15 protein-coding genes, 1 tRNA gene and 2 pseudogenes are annotated in these 14,871 nt (G+C 64.3%); 9 read left to right on the forward strand and 9 right to left on the reverse strand.

The window, feature by feature from the left end; all coding sequences use genetic code 11:
- Nucleotides 1–21: 21 nt before the first annotated feature.
- Together CCS38_RS00120 and CCS38_RS00125 are read left to right on the forward strand one after the other, a co-directional pair.
- Complete coding sequence (locus CCS38_RS00120) at nt 22–822, forward strand: VOC family protein (RefSeq protein WP_223731111.1); 801 nt, start codon at nt 22–24, stop codon at nt 820–822.
- Nucleotides 823–1,414: 592 nt separating this feature from the next.
- Nucleotides 1,415–2,911 carry a serine/threonine-protein kinase gene (locus tag CCS38_RS00125; RefSeq protein ID WP_223731112.1) on the forward strand — a complete coding sequence of 499 codons (1,497 nt, stop codon included), beginning with the start codon at nt 1,415–1,417 and terminating at the stop codon, nt 2,909–2,911.
- 530 nt (nt 2,912–3,441) lie between these two features.
- Here the strand turns inward: CCS38_RS00125 and CCS38_RS00130 are convergent.
- Nucleotides 3,442–4,038, reverse strand: a complete 597-nt coding sequence (locus tag CCS38_RS00130) for a hypothetical protein (RefSeq protein ID WP_223731113.1) — start codon at nt 4,036–4,038, stop codon at nt 3,442–3,444.
- Nucleotides 4,039–4,555: 517 nt separating this feature from the next.
- Between CCS38_RS00130 and CCS38_RS00135 the strand changes: the two genes are divergently transcribed.
- The 3 genes from CCS38_RS00135 to CCS38_RS00145 all read left to right on the forward strand — a co-directional run bounded on the left by CCS38_RS00135 (nt 4,556) and on the right by CCS38_RS00145 (nt 6,680).
- Nucleotides 4,556–4,762 carry a hypothetical protein gene (locus CCS38_RS00135; RefSeq protein ID WP_223731114.1) on the forward strand — a complete coding sequence of 69 codons (207 nt, stop codon included), beginning with the start codon at nt 4,556–4,558 and terminating at the stop codon, nt 4,760–4,762.
- A gap of 536 nt (nt 4,763–5,298) precedes the next feature.
- Nucleotides 5,299–6,120, forward strand: coding sequence for a hypothetical protein (locus CCS38_RS00140; RefSeq protein WP_223731115.1), 822 nt, complete (start codon nt 5,299–5,301; stop codon nt 6,118–6,120).
- Between the two features lie 29 nt (nt 6,121–6,149).
- Nucleotides 6,150–6,680 (forward strand): hypothetical protein, encoded by a 531-nt coding sequence (locus CCS38_RS00145; RefSeq protein WP_223731116.1) that lies wholly within the window; start codon nt 6,150–6,152, stop codon nt 6,678–6,680.
- 84 nt (nt 6,681–6,764) lie between these two features.
- Here CCS38_RS00145 and CCS38_RS00150 read toward each other — a convergent pair.
- From CCS38_RS00150 to CCS38_RS00180, 7 genes and pseudogenes are all read right to left on the reverse strand, one after another.
- Nucleotides 6,765–7,164, reverse strand: a pseudogene (locus tag CCS38_RS00150) (NUDIX hydrolase).
- A 4-nt stretch (nt 7,165–7,168) separates the two neighbouring features.
- A complete protein-coding gene (locus tag CCS38_RS00155; RefSeq protein WP_223731117.1) occupies nt 7,169–7,819 on the reverse strand; it encodes a YdcF family protein in 651 nt (216 codons plus the stop codon).
- Nucleotides 7,816–8,490 (reverse strand): annotated as a pseudogene (locus CCS38_RS00160) (UTRA domain-containing protein). Before CCS38_RS00160 ends, CCS38_RS00155 begins: the two are co-directional and overlap by 4 nt.
- A 261-nt stretch (nt 8,491–8,751) precedes the next feature.
- Nucleotides 8,752–8,937 (reverse strand): DUF397 domain-containing protein, encoded by a 186-nt coding sequence (locus CCS38_RS00165; protein WP_223731118.1) that lies wholly within the window; start codon nt 8,935–8,937, stop codon nt 8,752–8,754.
- Nucleotides 8,930–9,793 carry a helix-turn-helix domain-containing protein gene (locus CCS38_RS00170; RefSeq protein WP_223731119.1) on the reverse strand — a complete coding sequence of 288 codons (864 nt, stop codon included), beginning with the start codon at nt 9,791–9,793 and terminating at the stop codon, nt 8,930–8,932. The genes CCS38_RS00165 and CCS38_RS00170 overlap by 8 nt, the downstream gene beginning before the upstream one ends.
- 7 nt (nt 9,794–9,800) lie before the next feature.
- Nucleotides 9,801–10,322 (reverse strand): DUF6879 family protein, encoded by a 522-nt coding sequence (locus tag CCS38_RS00175; RefSeq protein ID WP_223731120.1) that lies wholly within the window; start codon nt 10,320–10,322, stop codon nt 9,801–9,803.
- Complete coding sequence (locus CCS38_RS00180) at nt 10,282–10,533, reverse strand: hypothetical protein (RefSeq protein ID WP_223731121.1); 252 nt, start codon at nt 10,531–10,533, stop codon at nt 10,282–10,284. The genes CCS38_RS00175 and CCS38_RS00180 overlap by 41 nt, the downstream gene beginning before the upstream one ends.
- Here CCS38_RS00180 and CCS38_RS00185 point away from each other — a divergent pair.
- Nucleotides 10,522–11,085, forward strand: coding sequence for a class I SAM-dependent methyltransferase (locus tag CCS38_RS00185; protein WP_223731122.1), 564 nt, complete (start codon nt 10,522–10,524; stop codon nt 11,083–11,085). The two genes, CCS38_RS00180 and CCS38_RS00185, sit on opposite strands and share 12 nt — an antisense overlap.
- A 419-nt stretch (nt 11,086–11,504) precedes the next feature.
- Here CCS38_RS00185 and CCS38_RS00190 read toward each other — a convergent pair.
- Nucleotides 11,505–11,578, reverse strand: a tRNA-Thr gene (locus CCS38_RS00190).
- 207 nt (nt 11,579–11,785) lie between these two features.
- On the opposite strand from CCS38_RS00190, the gene CCS38_RS00195 reads away from it, so the two are divergent.
- The 3 genes from CCS38_RS00195 (at nt 11,786) to CCS38_RS00205 (ending at nt 14,594) form a co-directional block, all read left to right on the forward strand.
- Nucleotides 11,786–12,922 carry an ABC transporter ATP-binding protein gene (locus CCS38_RS00195; RefSeq protein ID WP_223731123.1) on the forward strand — a complete coding sequence of 379 codons (1,137 nt, stop codon included), beginning with the start codon at nt 11,786–11,788 and terminating at the stop codon, nt 12,920–12,922.
- A 376-nt stretch (nt 12,923–13,298) separates the two neighbouring features.
- Nucleotides 13,299–13,721: a hypothetical protein gene (locus tag CCS38_RS00200; protein WP_223731124.1), complete on the forward strand. Its 423-nt coding sequence runs from the start codon at nt 13,299–13,301 to the stop codon at nt 13,719–13,721.
- A gap of 129 nt (nt 13,722–13,850) precedes the next feature.
- Entirely contained in the window at nt 13,851–14,594 is a 744-nt protein-coding gene (locus CCS38_RS00205) for a nucleotidyltransferase family protein (protein ID WP_223731125.1), read from the forward strand.
- Nucleotides 14,595–14,871 lie beyond the last annotated feature (277 nt).

Below are 14,871 nucleotides of genomic sequence, written 5' to 3' on the forward strand. Positions count from 1 at the left end.
CCTCACCCATGGAGACCGCTCGTGCCCAAAGTCACCGGCCCGTACGCCCCCGGTACCCCCTGCTGGGCCGACCTCATGGTCCCTGACCAGCAGGCCGCGCTCGACTTCTACCGTGACCTCTTCGGCTGGCAGGGCGAGATCGGCCCGCCCGAGACCGGTGGCTACGCGGTCTGCTCACTGAACGGCGAACCGGTCGCCGGAATCATGGCGGCGATGAACCCGGACGGCACCGTGCCCGACCCGATGCCGCCGGCCGCCTGGACCACCTATCTCGCCACCGCTGACGTCGACGCCACCGCGAACGCGGCCACCACCAACGGCGGCCAAGTGATCATGCCGGGCATGGACGTGCTCACACTCGGTCGCATGGCGGTCATCAGTGACCCCACAAACGCCGTCTTCGGCCTCTGGCAGGCCCGCGACTTCCTCGGCGCCGGCATCGTCAACGAGCCCGGCGCCATCGTCTGGAACGAACTCAACACCACCGACCCGGACGCCGCCTCGTCCTTCTACTCCACAACACTCGACCTCACCGCCACCCCCATGGAGAACGCACAGGGCTACCGCTCCCTCTCAGCGAACGGCCGCATGGTCGCCGGCCTGCAGCCCCTCTCCGCCCTCGACGCCCTCCCCCCGAACATCCCCTCACACTGGCTGCCGTACTTCGCAGTAGACGACACCGACAGCACAGTCGCCGCCCTGACCCGCTCCGGCGGCAACGTCCTGGCACCCCCCTTCGACATGATGGCCGGCCGAATGGCCATCCTCCAGGACCCCCAAAACGCCACCTTCGCCATCATCAACACAACTGCATCCGCCTGACGCCACCCCCAAACACCAAACCCCGAACCGTTCCCGGCCCGGGGCGTTTTCGCAGTACAGCACCTAGAGCCCCCTGTCGGATTCGAACCGACGACCTTCGCTTTACAAGTTCGACCAAGAGAACGGCCAACCAACCAGACGTTGCCATGTCTCTTCTGTGAATGGGCCACCGAATCCGTTCGCATCCACCGCGGTTGATGTCAGTTACGGATGTCAACCAGGTCACTCTCACGCTCAGCCGTACGACGGTGCGCACACAGCTCCGAAGGCGCTTCCGTATCAGAAAAAGTACCTGGCCAGGGCATCACCAATGCGTGGCTATGAAGATCCTGCCATCGATGATCCACGGCCTGCGCGCCGCTATCGGGACCGGTTGCTGGTTGCTGCGCTTCTCTGTGGTCCCTGAGTGTGACTGTCGCATGCGACGCTAGCGACTCGCTGGGCTGACTGGTGGCCACGGATGACCGCCCGCGGCATAACTTGAGACCCTAACTGCCAACGCAGCGTGCCCCCCGGCGGCTGCTGGGGCCCAGCGTTACCTGGCTGCAAGCGCCACGTTCGCCCCGAAGTTGTGGGACATTTATTTCTTTCAGTGGCATTGACGAATCGAGGCGCCATGCGGATTCAGTTGCGAAAGCTTGAGTGGGAGCTTGGCGAGCGTGTCGGCAGAGGAGGGTTCGGAAAGGTATTTGCCGCCCAATCAGGTGACCTAAGTGCGGTCGTTAAATTGGTTCCCAAATCCCCAGGGGCCGAACGTGAGATGTTGTTCGTGGATCTGGACTCCGTCCGCAACGCCGTCCCCATCATCGACTCCGGAGAGACTGAAACCGATTGGGCATTGGCAATGCCCAGAGCCGATAGGTCATTGAGAGACTACACAATCTCAGCTGGAGGAAAGCTCAGCGAGCCAGAAGTGTTGAGCGTCCTCACTGACATCGCCGAAGCGTTGGTGGATCTGGAAGGCCGGGTGGTTCACAGAGACCTGAAGCCTGAGAACATCCTACTACTGAATGGCAAGTGGTGCTTGGCTGATTTCGGAATCTCCCGCTATGCGTCTGCCACTACTGCTCCGGACACTCACAAGTTCTCCATGTCTCCACCGTATGCGGCCCCGGAGCGCTGGAGGGAAGAGAGGGCCGATAGTAGCACCGACGTATATGCAGTCGGAGTAATTGCTTATGAGCTACTTGCGGGAGTTCTCCCATTCACTGGATCGGAGCCCTATGAGTTCCGCGAGGCCCATTTGCGCAGGACGGCACCAAACCCTCCCGCCGGAAGCACCACAATGCGCGCGCTTGTCATCCAATGTTTGCATAAGGCGCAAGGGGCTCGTCCCGGCCCCAGAGCCTTGCTCACGCGCCTTCAGCAAATGGCTGCTACTGCTCCGACCGGAGGGCTCGCCCTGCTGCAAGAGGCTGCTCATGCGGAGGTACTACGGCACAGCGAGGCGGAGCGCTTCGCCTCGGAGAAGCGTTCCGAGGAGGAACGCCGGGATGAGCTATTCGCCGCCGCCGAAAGCGAACTTCAAGTGATCTCAATGGCGCTGAAAACGGCCATCACTGAATCCGCCCCACCTGCGGCTGTACAGGAAAGAGATTTGACTGCCTGGGCTCTTCGATTGGGAGCCGGTAAGCTGATCTTCTCCTCCATTATCGCAACTTCCTCTTCTCCCTGGGGTGACTGGGACCCTCCTCTATTTAGTGTCGCCGCACATGCTTCCATCAAGCTGACGACGAGCACCCCTCATGGCCAATATGAAGGGCGCAGTCACTCGCTTTGGTATTGTGATGCAAAGGAAGAGGGGAGATTCCGATGGTATGAGACTGCCTTCATGACTTCCCCTCTTATCCGCGAATCACTTCAAACGGTTGCCCCCTACGCTTTGACGCCCGGCATTAACTCAGCTAAAGCCCTGTGGAGGGGTATGGCTAAATATCAAGTCGCTTGGCCTTTCACCGCACTCGACATGGGCGACCTATCGGAATTTGTTGATCGATGGGCAGCGTGGCTGGCGGCTGCTTCTTCTGGCTCCCTTTATCGACCCGGCACTATGCCTGAAAGAAGTTCCGAGGGGAGTTGGCGGTCATAACCCGAGGTCGGCGGAGCGGCTTTGGACTGGCGCTGCTTTGAGGCGAGTGATCATGGCCCCGTAAGCTTGCGGCGCGTCGGGCAGTCTGTGGACCTGCCCGGTAAAGCACGACTTGGGGCTCGGGGGACACCTGGGGGAATCGCTCCCCTGACAGCTCTCCCGCCTGCGGATCGCGTGGCGACTGGAACCCGGCCGCCGCCTATACCGCCGTTCAAGTACGTGCGACGGCCCGCTGAGCGCTGCGACTCCGCGGCACCTGCAAGAGCCACCCCACGAAGAGTCGCCCGCCTGCTAGTGCTAGCAGTGTCTCTAGTGCCGGAACCGGGCCTGACCAGTGCCTTAGCAGCTAGCGCCCGTAGGCAGCGGGCTGCGCCGGGGCCGCATGCGGGACTGCTTCTAGCCGCCTTCTGGTGGCCGAGGGCAGAAGGGAGTACAGTTATACGCGTCGTCGGTGGTCGTGGGCCACCGAAAGTGGAGCCAGGTGACCTGGGGCAGACCGGGAGCCTGGCTCGGCGCATTTCTGGGCCCGCTCAGCAGTCCGTGGCCACCTCAAAGTCGAGGACCGTATCCCCCAGGGCTTCCCGGAACTCTCCCGTTCCCAGCTGCTCAGCTCTACAAGCGCCGGCCACGACGTCGGCGACCCACAACAGCGGCTCTGTCCCTCCCGGCAGGTGGTCGATGCGGAACTTCGTACCCTTGGGCAGACCGTACTGGCGGGCCTGCTGGACCGTCCGCACGTCCCGACGATTGAGCTCGCCTTCCCGAGCCTCCATGTAGAGCTGGGAGACCTCGAAACCGTGCAGCTGGGTCACCAGCTCGCGCAGGCACTTACTCCGCGCTCGCTCCTGCTTCTTCGCCGGCACCGGGGAGCCGATCGCGACTACGTGCAGGTTGGCTATGGAGCCCACCAGCTCGACCGCGCGCTCCTTGCCAGCCCGATCCATCTCCGTCCAGTGGGACTTGGAGATCGCACGGCGACCGCGCAGCTGCAGCATCGCGTCCCGGGCGGTCTCCAGGGATGCAGGCTCCAGGACAGCCGCAGCGATGATGTAGAAGCCGGCGGAATCCTTCTCCTGGAAGGACTCGTCCGACCACGCAGCACGGACGGCGTTGGGGGACAGGCTCACAGGGGGCTCCTCCTGCTGAGGTTGGGCTCTCACCTGTTCGAGGGAGTCGATGACCCGTAGACAGGGAACGCTGCCAACCAAAGTGACGATCTAGGCGGGGCGGTGGGTCGAGCCCACGTCCGCCGGAGGAACCGGGGCGGTCCGGAGGAGACCTGCTTCATCTCCCATACATAAGCGTACGACTTCGGTACGACATCGCTGCCCCTGGTTCATGCCCATGCTTGTTCCCGCCTCTCCGGTGCAGATGTTAACGCTGTGGAAGTCAGCCTCTGCGTGATGAGGAAGGGGAGGGTGCTGACGAGGGTGACAACGATGGGGGTGATGACCGTGATGACGACTTAAGTGGTGAGGCCGATGATGTGGCCGCAGCTAGAAGTGACCGCGCCGATTACCGGACACCGACGCTTCGCCGGTGGCCACCGGATGACCACGAACGCGTACCGCCTGCCCATCAGTGATTGATTATCGCTGGATACTCAGCGTTGTTGGTCGCTGGCCTCGTCCTGCACCGCGCCCCGTGTACGGAGCCAAGGGCGACGTCGTTGCGACGGGTGGCCTGGGCAGATCTACGTCGGGCGTGGCGGGTGCCTGCACTTTCAAGATCGCCGTGCTCGACGTGCCGAAGGGCGAGAAGACCTACAAGGTAGAGGTTTCTCACCGCGGCACCGTGCAGCTGACTGCCAAGCAGGCCGAGAACGGAGAACTCGCCGCGAGCCTCGGCTAGCCAGGTGCCCTAGAGCCAACCTTCTCAGTCGCGCTCGAATTCTGGAAGCGAGTGTGGGCCCTGTTGACCCGTGTTCAGGCGACGCCGACCAGCGTCGCCGATTCGAGTGGCTTGGTGACCGAAGCGCTGTACAGCCTCCACAGGGCCGCACGCTCGGACCTCACCGTAGGCCAAGCACTTGCTGAACTGCGACGCAAGTAGGTTCCCGTCTGGGATCCCGGTGATCAACGTTGGCGCTAACCATGGTCATCGATCAGTGGGGCCAATCCATCGGCTCATTGCTCTGTCGACTCGGTCACTGAGTCGCATGATCCGGTTGACGGGGCATCACATGCACTCGCCATACTTATCCTCTGCACCTGACACCTGCACATGACCAACGCGCGCTGGGGGCCGAGTTGAGCGGACACCGGAGGAAGACCGTCGCCTTCTATGAGGTCGTCCGAGCAAAAGGTGCTGGCCACCTTCGCTTTGACCCTATTGACTGGACCTTCGTCCTAGACAACCTCGGCGCTCTCACAGTGCATGAGCGGCATATGGTGCACGACGATGACGTTTACATCGGCGAGCCAATCAACTCCTCGCACGGCAGGCATTTAGTGCTAGCTCGCCTCCGTGATGGAGACTTGCAGCAAATTGATTACGAAGCTCAAAGAATCGACGCGCTAGAGCTTGACGGAAATAGAAGTGTTGTCGATACAACAATCATTTGCTTCCTCCCGTACGGCAATGTGATCGGGGTTATCCAAGGGAGCGCTTCCGCACCGAGGCCGACAGCTTTACAGCGGTGGCTGAACGCGATGCACTCGGGAATCGAAGAGGACCTGGCAATAATCCCCCTGATAGGCAAGAACGCCTGGGAAAAGTTGAGGGACGCCGAATCAGTCAATCTCTTCGAGATGCGCCTTCGCCCCGCCGCAACATCGAATTTTCCCATGTCCGTTGACGGCCTAGGCGACTTCGCTCGGCACGCTCACAAGCAGAATCCAGACGCACTCATCACTCTGACCATAAAAATCCCGAAGGGGAGAGGGCTCTCGCGCAGTGCTGCCAGAGCAAGAGGCGAACGTCGCTTGCACGCAAGTGTTAGCGAATTCCTCTCCGAATTCGGGAGCCTAGTTGGTCCCCATGGCGTGATCGATCGGGCCATTGCTGAAGTGATGCTGTCTGCATCCGATGGCAGCATCGTCGAGGATAAGATCAACTTCGTCAATGATCACATCACGGCGTCCAAGCAAGTGACGCTGCCTCGCGGAGGCGGAGCCGGCCCGTGGTTCGAGGCAGCAGTGCAGGCTGTGATGCAGGCAGCCATGGAGCACCAACATGACTTGAGAGCTGCTGTCAGTGCCATGCCCTAGGCTCCAACTGAGCCTGAAGGGGGTGCGCCATGGGCGCAATACGCAGTGCACGGGGGTACGTCTATAACCAGTGGAGCCATCACCCCACCGTCGACTTCGCCCTAACTGCCGTGTCGGTAGGCGTATTAGCTTTGGCACAAGGCCACCACATCCTAGTCGATCACGACGCCGACCAACGCATGAACATCTATGCAACAATCGCTTCAGTAGCAGCGATCGTTGGTGGATTCGGGACAGCGGCGATCAGCCAGTACGCGACCAGCTCTGGCCAGCGAATGACTATTCTGCGTCAGATGTTCGGTGTTCACCTCCGGCGCAACTGGGTCGGCCTACTGACTTCCATGCTTTTGGTCTCATTCGGTTGCCTTGCAGTAATGATGTCTGACACAAAGAAAGAGATCGGCCTGGGCGGCTGGGTCGCAGAATACTTAATACTTTTTGGCGTCATTAGATCTCTTCGCTTGATATGGCTCTTCAGACTTCTGATCGACGTGTCAGATCATGACGCGGGAAATCCGAACGGCGATTCCTCAGTTCGAGTCAATCGGGTCAATCGTTAGCTGCGGAGCGCAGGCCCGGACAGGGGGCGGGCCGCTCACGGTGAGCGGAGGGAGCCGCCTTGCACCCACAGAGAAGGTTATTACTCACTCACCTATGATGGTGTTGTAGCCGCCATGGGTGCGGACATGCGGGCCTCCGCCGCCGAGTGCGTCCAGAACTCGGATCGCGAAGGTCTCGTTCATCCGCTCGTCAACCTCTTCAGCGGTCAGCCACGACACCGCTTGCGATTCTGTCGAGGTCTGCTCAGTGCCGCCGATCGGGCTGCACCGGAAGACCAGGGCTACGAACACCCGCCATGTTGCACCAGGGGTCCAGTCTCCTCCTGGACCTCGCGGCGGGTGCCGCCCTGCGGCTCTCATCCAACTCCAGCACTCCGCCGGGTGGCTCCCAGGTGCCGTTGTCTGCCCGCTGGATCGCGAGGATACGGCCATCTTCCCGTACGACCACGCCAGCGACAGATACCGAGTGCAGTGGGGTGCTCATCGGGTCATGCGGCTACGAGTCGGCTGGTGAAGCCGTCATGGCGGAGGCGTTCGAACGACTCAGCAACTTCGGACGGCACGGCTTGCTCGACCATGAAGCCTTGCTTCGGGTAGATCATGAGGCGCTGCAGGGCGCCTACGAGCATGTCGATGACGAGGGGTTCGTCGCCGATGGAGTCGACGTACTCCTCGTAGGTCATGGGTGAGGAGGCGCAGATGACGTCTACCTCGGGCCAGAGCTGGCGTGCGGTCGCGTAAGCGCGGCGTTCCTCGTAGGGCTTGGTGACGAGGAGGATCGATTCGACCATCGCGCCGGCTTCGTCCAGGGCCGCGCGGGAGAAGCGGATGTTCTCGCCGGTGTTCGTCGCCTTGGGCTCCACGATGATGGCTGACTCAGGCACGCCCAGCTCGATGGCGTGCTCCTTGTAGTGCACCGCTTCGCCGCGGGGCATCCGCTCGCGCGTCGTGGGGCTGTTGGCGCCGGTGAATACGATCAAGGGCGCAAGGCCGGCCAGGTACAGGTTCGCCGTCGTGGTCGCTACACCGAGGTCGTGGCTGCCCAGGCCGATCGCGACCGAGCAGGGCCGCGGCTCGTGGTGCATCTGGTGGTAGTCCCAGATGCGGCGCGCGTCTGCCCGTACCTGCTCGGAGATCACTGTGCGGCCTTTCCGTCGCGGGTGGAGTCGGGGACCTTGAAGTCGTACTTCCAGGCGAAGCGTGAGGCGGCATGAACACCGATCGCGTACTCGACCACGGTGCCATCTGCCGTGTACGTGGTCCGGTGCAGCTCCACGACGGGTTCACCAGCAGGCAGCTGCAGGAGCTTCACCTCGTCGGCGGTGGGGGTGCGGGCGAACAGCTCCTCGGTCATGTGGTCAATCTCGTACCCGGCGTCGTACAGCACCCGGAAGCCACCGCCGCGGCCGGCGGGCCCCGGAGTCGGGTCGACGATGCGCGTGCCTTCCACGTGATCGGGACGGTAATAGCTCGTCAGGGTGAGCGTCGGCTGCTCGCTTCCTTTACCAGGCAGGCCCGTGCGTACGCCTCCGCGCCGGGCACCAGATCATGGGCAGCAGCGACGGCCGGCGGGGCCTCGACACGGCTGACGGTCTGAGTCTGCTCTCCACGCCGGTACGAGCGACCGGTGGCCACACGGTCAGCGATGAAGGCCACCTCGTCGGAATCGCGCCACTCGGCCTTGTCGTACCGGGCGATGCCGAGTCGCTTGAGCGAAGTCTGCTGGCGCACGACGGTGCCGTGCCCTCGTGACGATGACCAGCCCTTCTGCCTCCAGCGCCCGGTAGGCCGCATGGACGGCGAACTTCAAGAGAGGCGAGGGGAGCGCGAGAAGTGATCATTCAGCCGGTCGGCTGGTGTCGATCGTGGATGTCAAAGCACCCCGGTCGGGTCTCTTTGAGGGCCCGGCCGGGGCGCGTTTGACCTGCGGAAACCAATCCCGCCCTGTCACTCATTATCCCGAGGCTTCCCGGCCTCATCCGTACTGAATGTGTACGCCGTCCGTACTGCTGGGCATGTGCCGCGCCGACCGGCGGAGGACCGCCGAGCCGATCCCCAGCGAGCAGGGTTCTCAGACGCTGGCGGTCTTGCTGAATTCTACGAAGTTGGCCCAGGAGGCCGGCGGGAACGCCAAAGTGCCGGCGTCCCGGTCCTTGGTGTCCCGGACCATGACCTTGGAAGGATCGTTGTCGGCAACTTCGACGCAGGTATCTGACTTCGTGTAGGAGCTGGTACGCCAATGCGGCACTTCAGCCACGGCTTCCCCTTCCCGTACGATCAAAATGATCGATAGCGTTCAAGATGAGGTCTCTTGCAGATTGCCCATAGACGGCAGACTGGCGATGAATCTCGAATGCCTTGCGGTATAGCTCGATCTCCCTCGGCTGTGTCACGGATATCTCCGCAGAGTACGTCTCAACCATGACGAGCTTGTCGTCGAACATCGAAAAGCCGTGCCCGATCCAGAGAGCAAGCGGAGCGGACCGCGGGATGATGCCTAGGCTGAGCCGCGGAAGCGCCAATACGGCGAGCAGACGATCGAGTTGCGCCCTCATGACCTCCGAGCCGCCGTGGTTCGAGTAGAGGGCCTGCTCGCCGAGGAGCACGTTGAAGATCCGGTTCCCCTCGTAGAGATACTTCTGCCGTTCGAGGCGCTTCGCCACGGCGGCTTGCGTATCAGCCGGTGTCTCGTGGAAGTTCGATACCTGCTCGAAGACGTTTTCGGCGTAGTCGGCAGTCTGGATGGTGCCCCAAATCATGGCGGGCTCCCAGATCCGGAAGACCTTGGTCTTTTGGTAGAGCGGCAGTGACTTCTTCTGACGGTTCTCGGCCCCGTCCTGGATCTGTCGGCGCCACTCCATCCACATCTCGTCGATGTGGCGGACTGTGGCGATCAGGTCAGCGAGATCAGCCTCGCGCCCAGTCGTCTGGCACCAGACGCGGATGTCCTCCTCGCTCGCGTTCTGCTTACCATTTTCGATGCGAGAGACCTTGGACTCCTGCCAGCCGGTGGCAGCAGCGAAGGCCCGGCCGCTGCTGAACCCCGCGTCCTTGCGGAATCCACGCAGCCGGGCACCCAACGCCTCGCGTGTCTCTTGTGCTTGGTAACTCACGGAACAGTCAGGGCTTGTACTCGTTGTGTGGGGTGGCCATGTCCCAAAGCAGGTCTCGGACGCGGATGCACTCATCGACGATGGTGGGGTCCTCGATGACCTCAGAGCCCAGGACGCGCCCCGCGTCGTCGAAGTGCCCCACGGCCAAGAGCTTGTCGTCGAAGAGCCACCAGTCGTTACCCGCCACGGGTAGCCCAAAGCCCGCGGGCAACTTGTGACGCGGAAGCCACCGAATGGACTCGCCGGCCTCTTCGTTGACGTTGGTAGTGGCGTATTCCCACCGGATGTAGGAGCTGTGCGGCTCAGTGACGACCCGCACCCGGCGCACGGCCTTCCCTGAGTCGGTGACGCGCCTCATGAGCTGCAACCACGGTTCCATGAACGAGTCGTCGACTGTCCCCTTGAGCCAGTCCCCGTACGGGCCCTCCTCGTTTGGGACTGAGTAGTCATCCCTCAGCTCCAAGTGGAAAGCGTCGTGCGCGAAGCTCTCAAAGAGCTGGTTGCGCTCGGCGCTGGAGATCAGCTCCACGCGGTTCCTCCAGTAGCACTGTGATCGCGGCCTTGGAGACCTCGACCACGGTCTCGTAGTCCGGAATCTCCATCCGTGCCAAGGCGTCGGGGTCGGTCACCTCCCGACCCTGGACAACGTACGTCCCCCCTGGCGTCAGAACCATGAGTGGGTCCTCAAGACGCCTGAACCGGCCAGAGGGGAGACCGTCCTTCTCCAGGTGCTCGAACAACTCGGGCACGGTCCGGGCCCCGAAATCCTCGGCGAGCCCTCGACCGTGCTTGAGATCGGTTGCGGCACGGGCCGGGCCCTGGCGTACCTCGCCGCCCGGGGCATCGAAGCGCACGGGGTCGACCTGTCGCCGGTCATGGTCAAGAAGACGTCGGAGCGATGGGCTGAGACAGGGACGACGTTCCACCACGGCGATGTCTTGGAACACCTTGCTGCACACGATGCCACCTACGACGCGATCTACTCGGTATTCGGAGCCGCGTGGTTCACCGATCCCGGCCGGCTCTTCCCGCTCGTACGGGCCCGCCTCAATCCGGGTGGCGTGTTCGCGTTCTCCCAACCGCCGGCCATCCCGGGCGCTTACGGACCGCAAGGCATGTACAAGGGCGGTTTCGCGGGGAAAGCGATGTTCACCTACCGCTACAGCTACCGGCCCGCGGTGTGGGAACGACAGCTGACCCGAGCAGGGTTTGCTGCCGCGTCGGCGAGCGTGCTCGACGCACCGGAAGAGGGCCACATCGGAACCCTCATCGTGCGGGCACACGTGCCCTGAACTGCGGCGGCCGCGATTGCGTCGTTCTGTATGGGGCTGGGGATTCTGCGCTCGCCACTCTTTCCCGGCCCATGGCGGCACCGAGGGCGCCCGTTCGCGGTCGGCTCGGGCGGTATGCCACCTGAGTGAGCAGGCGCGCGCCTCTCACTTCAACGTGTCGCGTCGTCCGCGGGCCGCGCTGCCGGCACGCCGTACACCTGCTGCGATACGCCGAAGCGCCAGACGTTCGCCGATCGTCGGGACACACAGAGAGAAGCGATCAGTCGCATGGGCCGGCTGCTGAAGCGGCGGGGCGAGCGCGGGCGGTGATCATGCAGCCGTCCGGCTGATGTCAGGTATCGATGTCAAAGCGCCCCGGTCGGCCCCCTTCGAGGGCCCGGCCGGGGCGTTTGCGCTGTTCAGCGCGGTTTCGCGCGCAGAGCCCCCTGTCGGATTCGAACCGACGACCTTCGCTTTACAAGAGCGGTGCTCTGACCAGCTGAGCTAAGGAGGCGTGTCTGGTGAAGTGTACCCAGGGCTGCAGGTTACCTGGGCGGAGAATTTTGGTGATGTCCGGGCTACTGACATGGGGTGCCGGTGCCGGTACCGTCCCTGGCAGTTCGTGTGCAGTGGACTACACCACATCGCGCATCGGACTGCCCCATTCATTCCTTTACTCGGATCGTCCGGCACGTTCCTGCCGGTGAAGGGACATATCACCATGGCTACGGTCACGTATGACCAGGCAACCCGCATCTACCCGGGTTCCGACAAGCCCGCCGTCGATCAGCTCGACATCCAGATCGAGGACGGGGAGTTCCTCGTCCTGGTCGGGCCGTCCGGGTGCGGCAAGTCCACCTCCCTGCGGATGCTCGCGGGCCTGGAGGACGTCAACGGCGGCTCGATCCGCATCGGGGACCGCGACGTCACGCACCTTCCGCCCAAGGACCGGGACATCGCCATGGTGTTCCAGAACTACGCGCTCTACCCGCACATGACGGTCGCGGACAACATGGGCTTCGCGCTCAAGATCGCGGGCGTGAACAAGGCCGAGATCCGGCAGAAGGTCGAGGACGCGGCGAAGATCCTGGACCTGACCGAGTACCTGGGGCGGAAGCCCAAGGCGCTGTCCGGTGGTCAGCGGCAGCGTGTGGCCATGGGGCGCGCGATCGTGCGTGAGCCGCAGGTGTTCCTCATGGACGAGCCGCTGTCGAACCTGGACGCGAAGCTGCGTGTGCAGACGCGTACGCAGATCGCGGGGCTGCAGCGGCGGCTCGGGATCACGACCGTGTACGTCACGCACGACCAGGTCGAGGCCATGACGATGGGCGACCGGGTGGCCGTCCTCAAGGACGGGCTGCTGCAGCAGATCGACTCGCCGCGGAACATGTACGACCGGCCGGCGAATCTGTTCGTGGCGGGGTTCATCGGGTCGCCCGCGATGAACCTGGTGGAGGTTCCCATCACGGATGGTGGGGTGAAGTTCGGGAACAGTGTCGTGCCGGTGAGCCGGGAGGCGCTGAGCGCGGCGGCGGACAAGGGGGACCGTACGGTCACGGTCGGCGTGCGGCCCGAGCACTTCGACATCGTGGAGCAGAACGGCAGCGCGGCGAAGACGCTGGCCAAGGAGGCCGCGGACGCGCCGGCGGGGCTCGCCGTGACGGTCAACGTCGTCGAGGAGCTGGGCGCGGACGGGTACGTGTACGGCACCGCCGAGGTCGGCGGCGAGGTCAAGGATCTGGTCGTACGTGTCAACGGCCGGCAGGTGCCGGAGAAGGGCACGCAGGTGCACGTCGTGCCGCGGCCGGGCGAGACGCATGTCTTCTCCACGTCCACGGGCGAGCGGCTCAGCGACTGAGGCGCGGAGCCCGGGAGGCCCGAAAGAGCGGCACATACCCCACGCGTCAGTCGCGTGAGCATGTTGTAGGTGCCCGGAACGGGTGAGTTTTGGCGGCGGGCGGGGTGGCCTTCCTTGTGGAGGGCTGCCTCGGCCGCCGTTTCCGCTGTTCGGCCCGCTGGTTCAGGGAGACGCGAAGTGCTTGCGGTACCGGCGGTTTGAAGCGGCGGGCGGGATGGGGAGGTACGTGAGCTTCTCAGTTGTCGACAAATACCCCGGCAGTTCGGCCATTTCGAGCAGTGTGCGTCAACATCACTCAACGCACGACAGGCGAATTCATCCCTCGACCGAGTGACTAAATGTCGCCATATCATCACTGCTCGCTACCATCACGGACGTGAACTCCGCAGCCCGGCGTATCGGCCGAACTCTCGCTCTCGTCCTGCCCGTCGTCCTCGTGCTCTCAGGGACGCTCGCCGTCACCCGCGTGCCGTGGGCCTCGCCGACCTCCGAGTCGCAGATGCTCACCGCGTCCTCCGGTACGGCCGCCAGCCACCAGCAGCCCCGCCACAGAGCCCCTCAGGAGGTCCTGCGCGACCAGCTCCTGGCCGAACTCCAGGAGAAGAACCCGGGCACCGCCCTGACCCACCTCCAGGAAGCCACCACCAAGCGCCCGTCGCTGGCCAAGCACTGCGCGTCCATCGCCCGTGCCCTGGGGCGCGCCGCGGTCGAGAAGTACGGCGCCTCGCACCGTGCGCAGGCGTACTCGCGGCCGGTCTGCGACACGTCGTTCGCGAGCGGGGTCGCCACTGCGAAGTGACAGGTGACGTGACGTACGTACGTACACGGCGCACGGCGTTCCCTCGCGGAGCGCCCGGAAACCGACCGACGGCCCCCTGGTCGCGGTGGCCATCCTCGGCCACCGCGATCGCCGCATAGGGTGCGGAACATGACAGGCGTCCCGTATCCGCATCCCACGCAGGCCGTGGTCCTGGCAGGCGGCCAGGGCTCGCGGCTCCGCCCGTACACCGATGACCGGCCCAAGCCGATGGTCGAGATCCCGGGCACCGGGACCCCGATCATCGGCCATCAGCTCGCCTGGCTGGCCGCCGAGGGCGTCACCGACGCGGTCGTCTCCTGCGGCCACCTCGCCGAGGTCCTCCAGGACTGGCTCGACCAGGCCGAACTGCCCTTGCGGGTCACCACCGTCGTGGAGAACGAACCGCTGGGCCGCGGCGGCGGACTGAAGTACGCCGCCGCCTCACTCCCCCGCCCCGAGCAGCCCTGGTACGCCACCAACGGCGACATCTGGACGCGCTTCTCCCTGCGCGAGATGGCGGACTTCCACCACGAGCGGGGCGCGGAGGCCACGCTGGCGCTGGCCCGGCCGCGGATCCCCTGGGGCGCCGTCGAAACGGACCCCTTCGGGCACGTACTGGACTTCATCGAGGCGCCGCCGTCGCCGTACCTGATCAACGCGGGCGTGTACGTCTTCTCGGCGGCCTTCAGAGGGCTGCTGCCGGACCGCGGCGACCACGAACGCATGACGTTCCCGCGGCTCGCGCGCGAGCGCCGGCTGGCCGGTTTCCCGCTGCCGCACGGCGCCTACTGGCGCGCGATCGACACGGCAAAGGATCTCACCGAGGCCGCGAGCGAGCTCGCCCGGTACGGACACGGGCACGGGCCCCGGTAGACACCACGGGCGCGGACCCCGGTACAGACACGGGCACGGGCCCCGGGTACGGACACGGGCACGCGCAGGGCCGGGCCCTCTGAACAGCCGAAGCGGCCCGGGACCGAGGTCCCGGGCCGCCGCAGGCAGGCCGTCAGCCCAGCAGGCCACCCAGCGTGCCGCCGCTGGAGGAGCCTCCTGAGGAGCCGCCGGAGGACGAGCCGCCCGAGGAACCGCCCGTCGTGCCGCCGCCCGTGCCGGCCGTGGTCGGAGGCTGGGTGGCGGGCGGGGGGTCGGC

This window comes from Streptomyces purpurogeneiscleroticus, assembly GCF_020024005.1.
GTDB lineage: Bacteria > Actinomycetota > Actinomycetes > Streptomycetales > Streptomycetaceae > Streptomyces > Streptomyces purpurogeneiscleroticus.

Excerpts from the sequence above, each read along its gene's own strand:
- CCS38_RS00140 (WP_223731115.1), top strand. The coding sequence starts at position 5,299 with ATGGTGCACGACGATGACGTTTACATCGGCGAGCCAATCAACTCCTCG.
- CCS38_RS00145 (WP_223731116.1), top strand. The coding sequence starts at position 6,150 with ATGGGCGCAATACGCAGTGCACGGGGGTACGTCTATAACCAGTGGAGC.
- CCS38_RS00195 (WP_223731123.1), top strand. The coding sequence starts at position 11,786 with ATGGCTACGGTCACGTATGACCAGGCAACCCGCATCTACCCGGGTTCC.
- CCS38_RS00205 (WP_223731125.1), top strand. The coding sequence starts at position 13,851 with ATGACAGGCGTCCCGTATCCGCATCCCACGCAGGCCGTGGTCCTGGCA.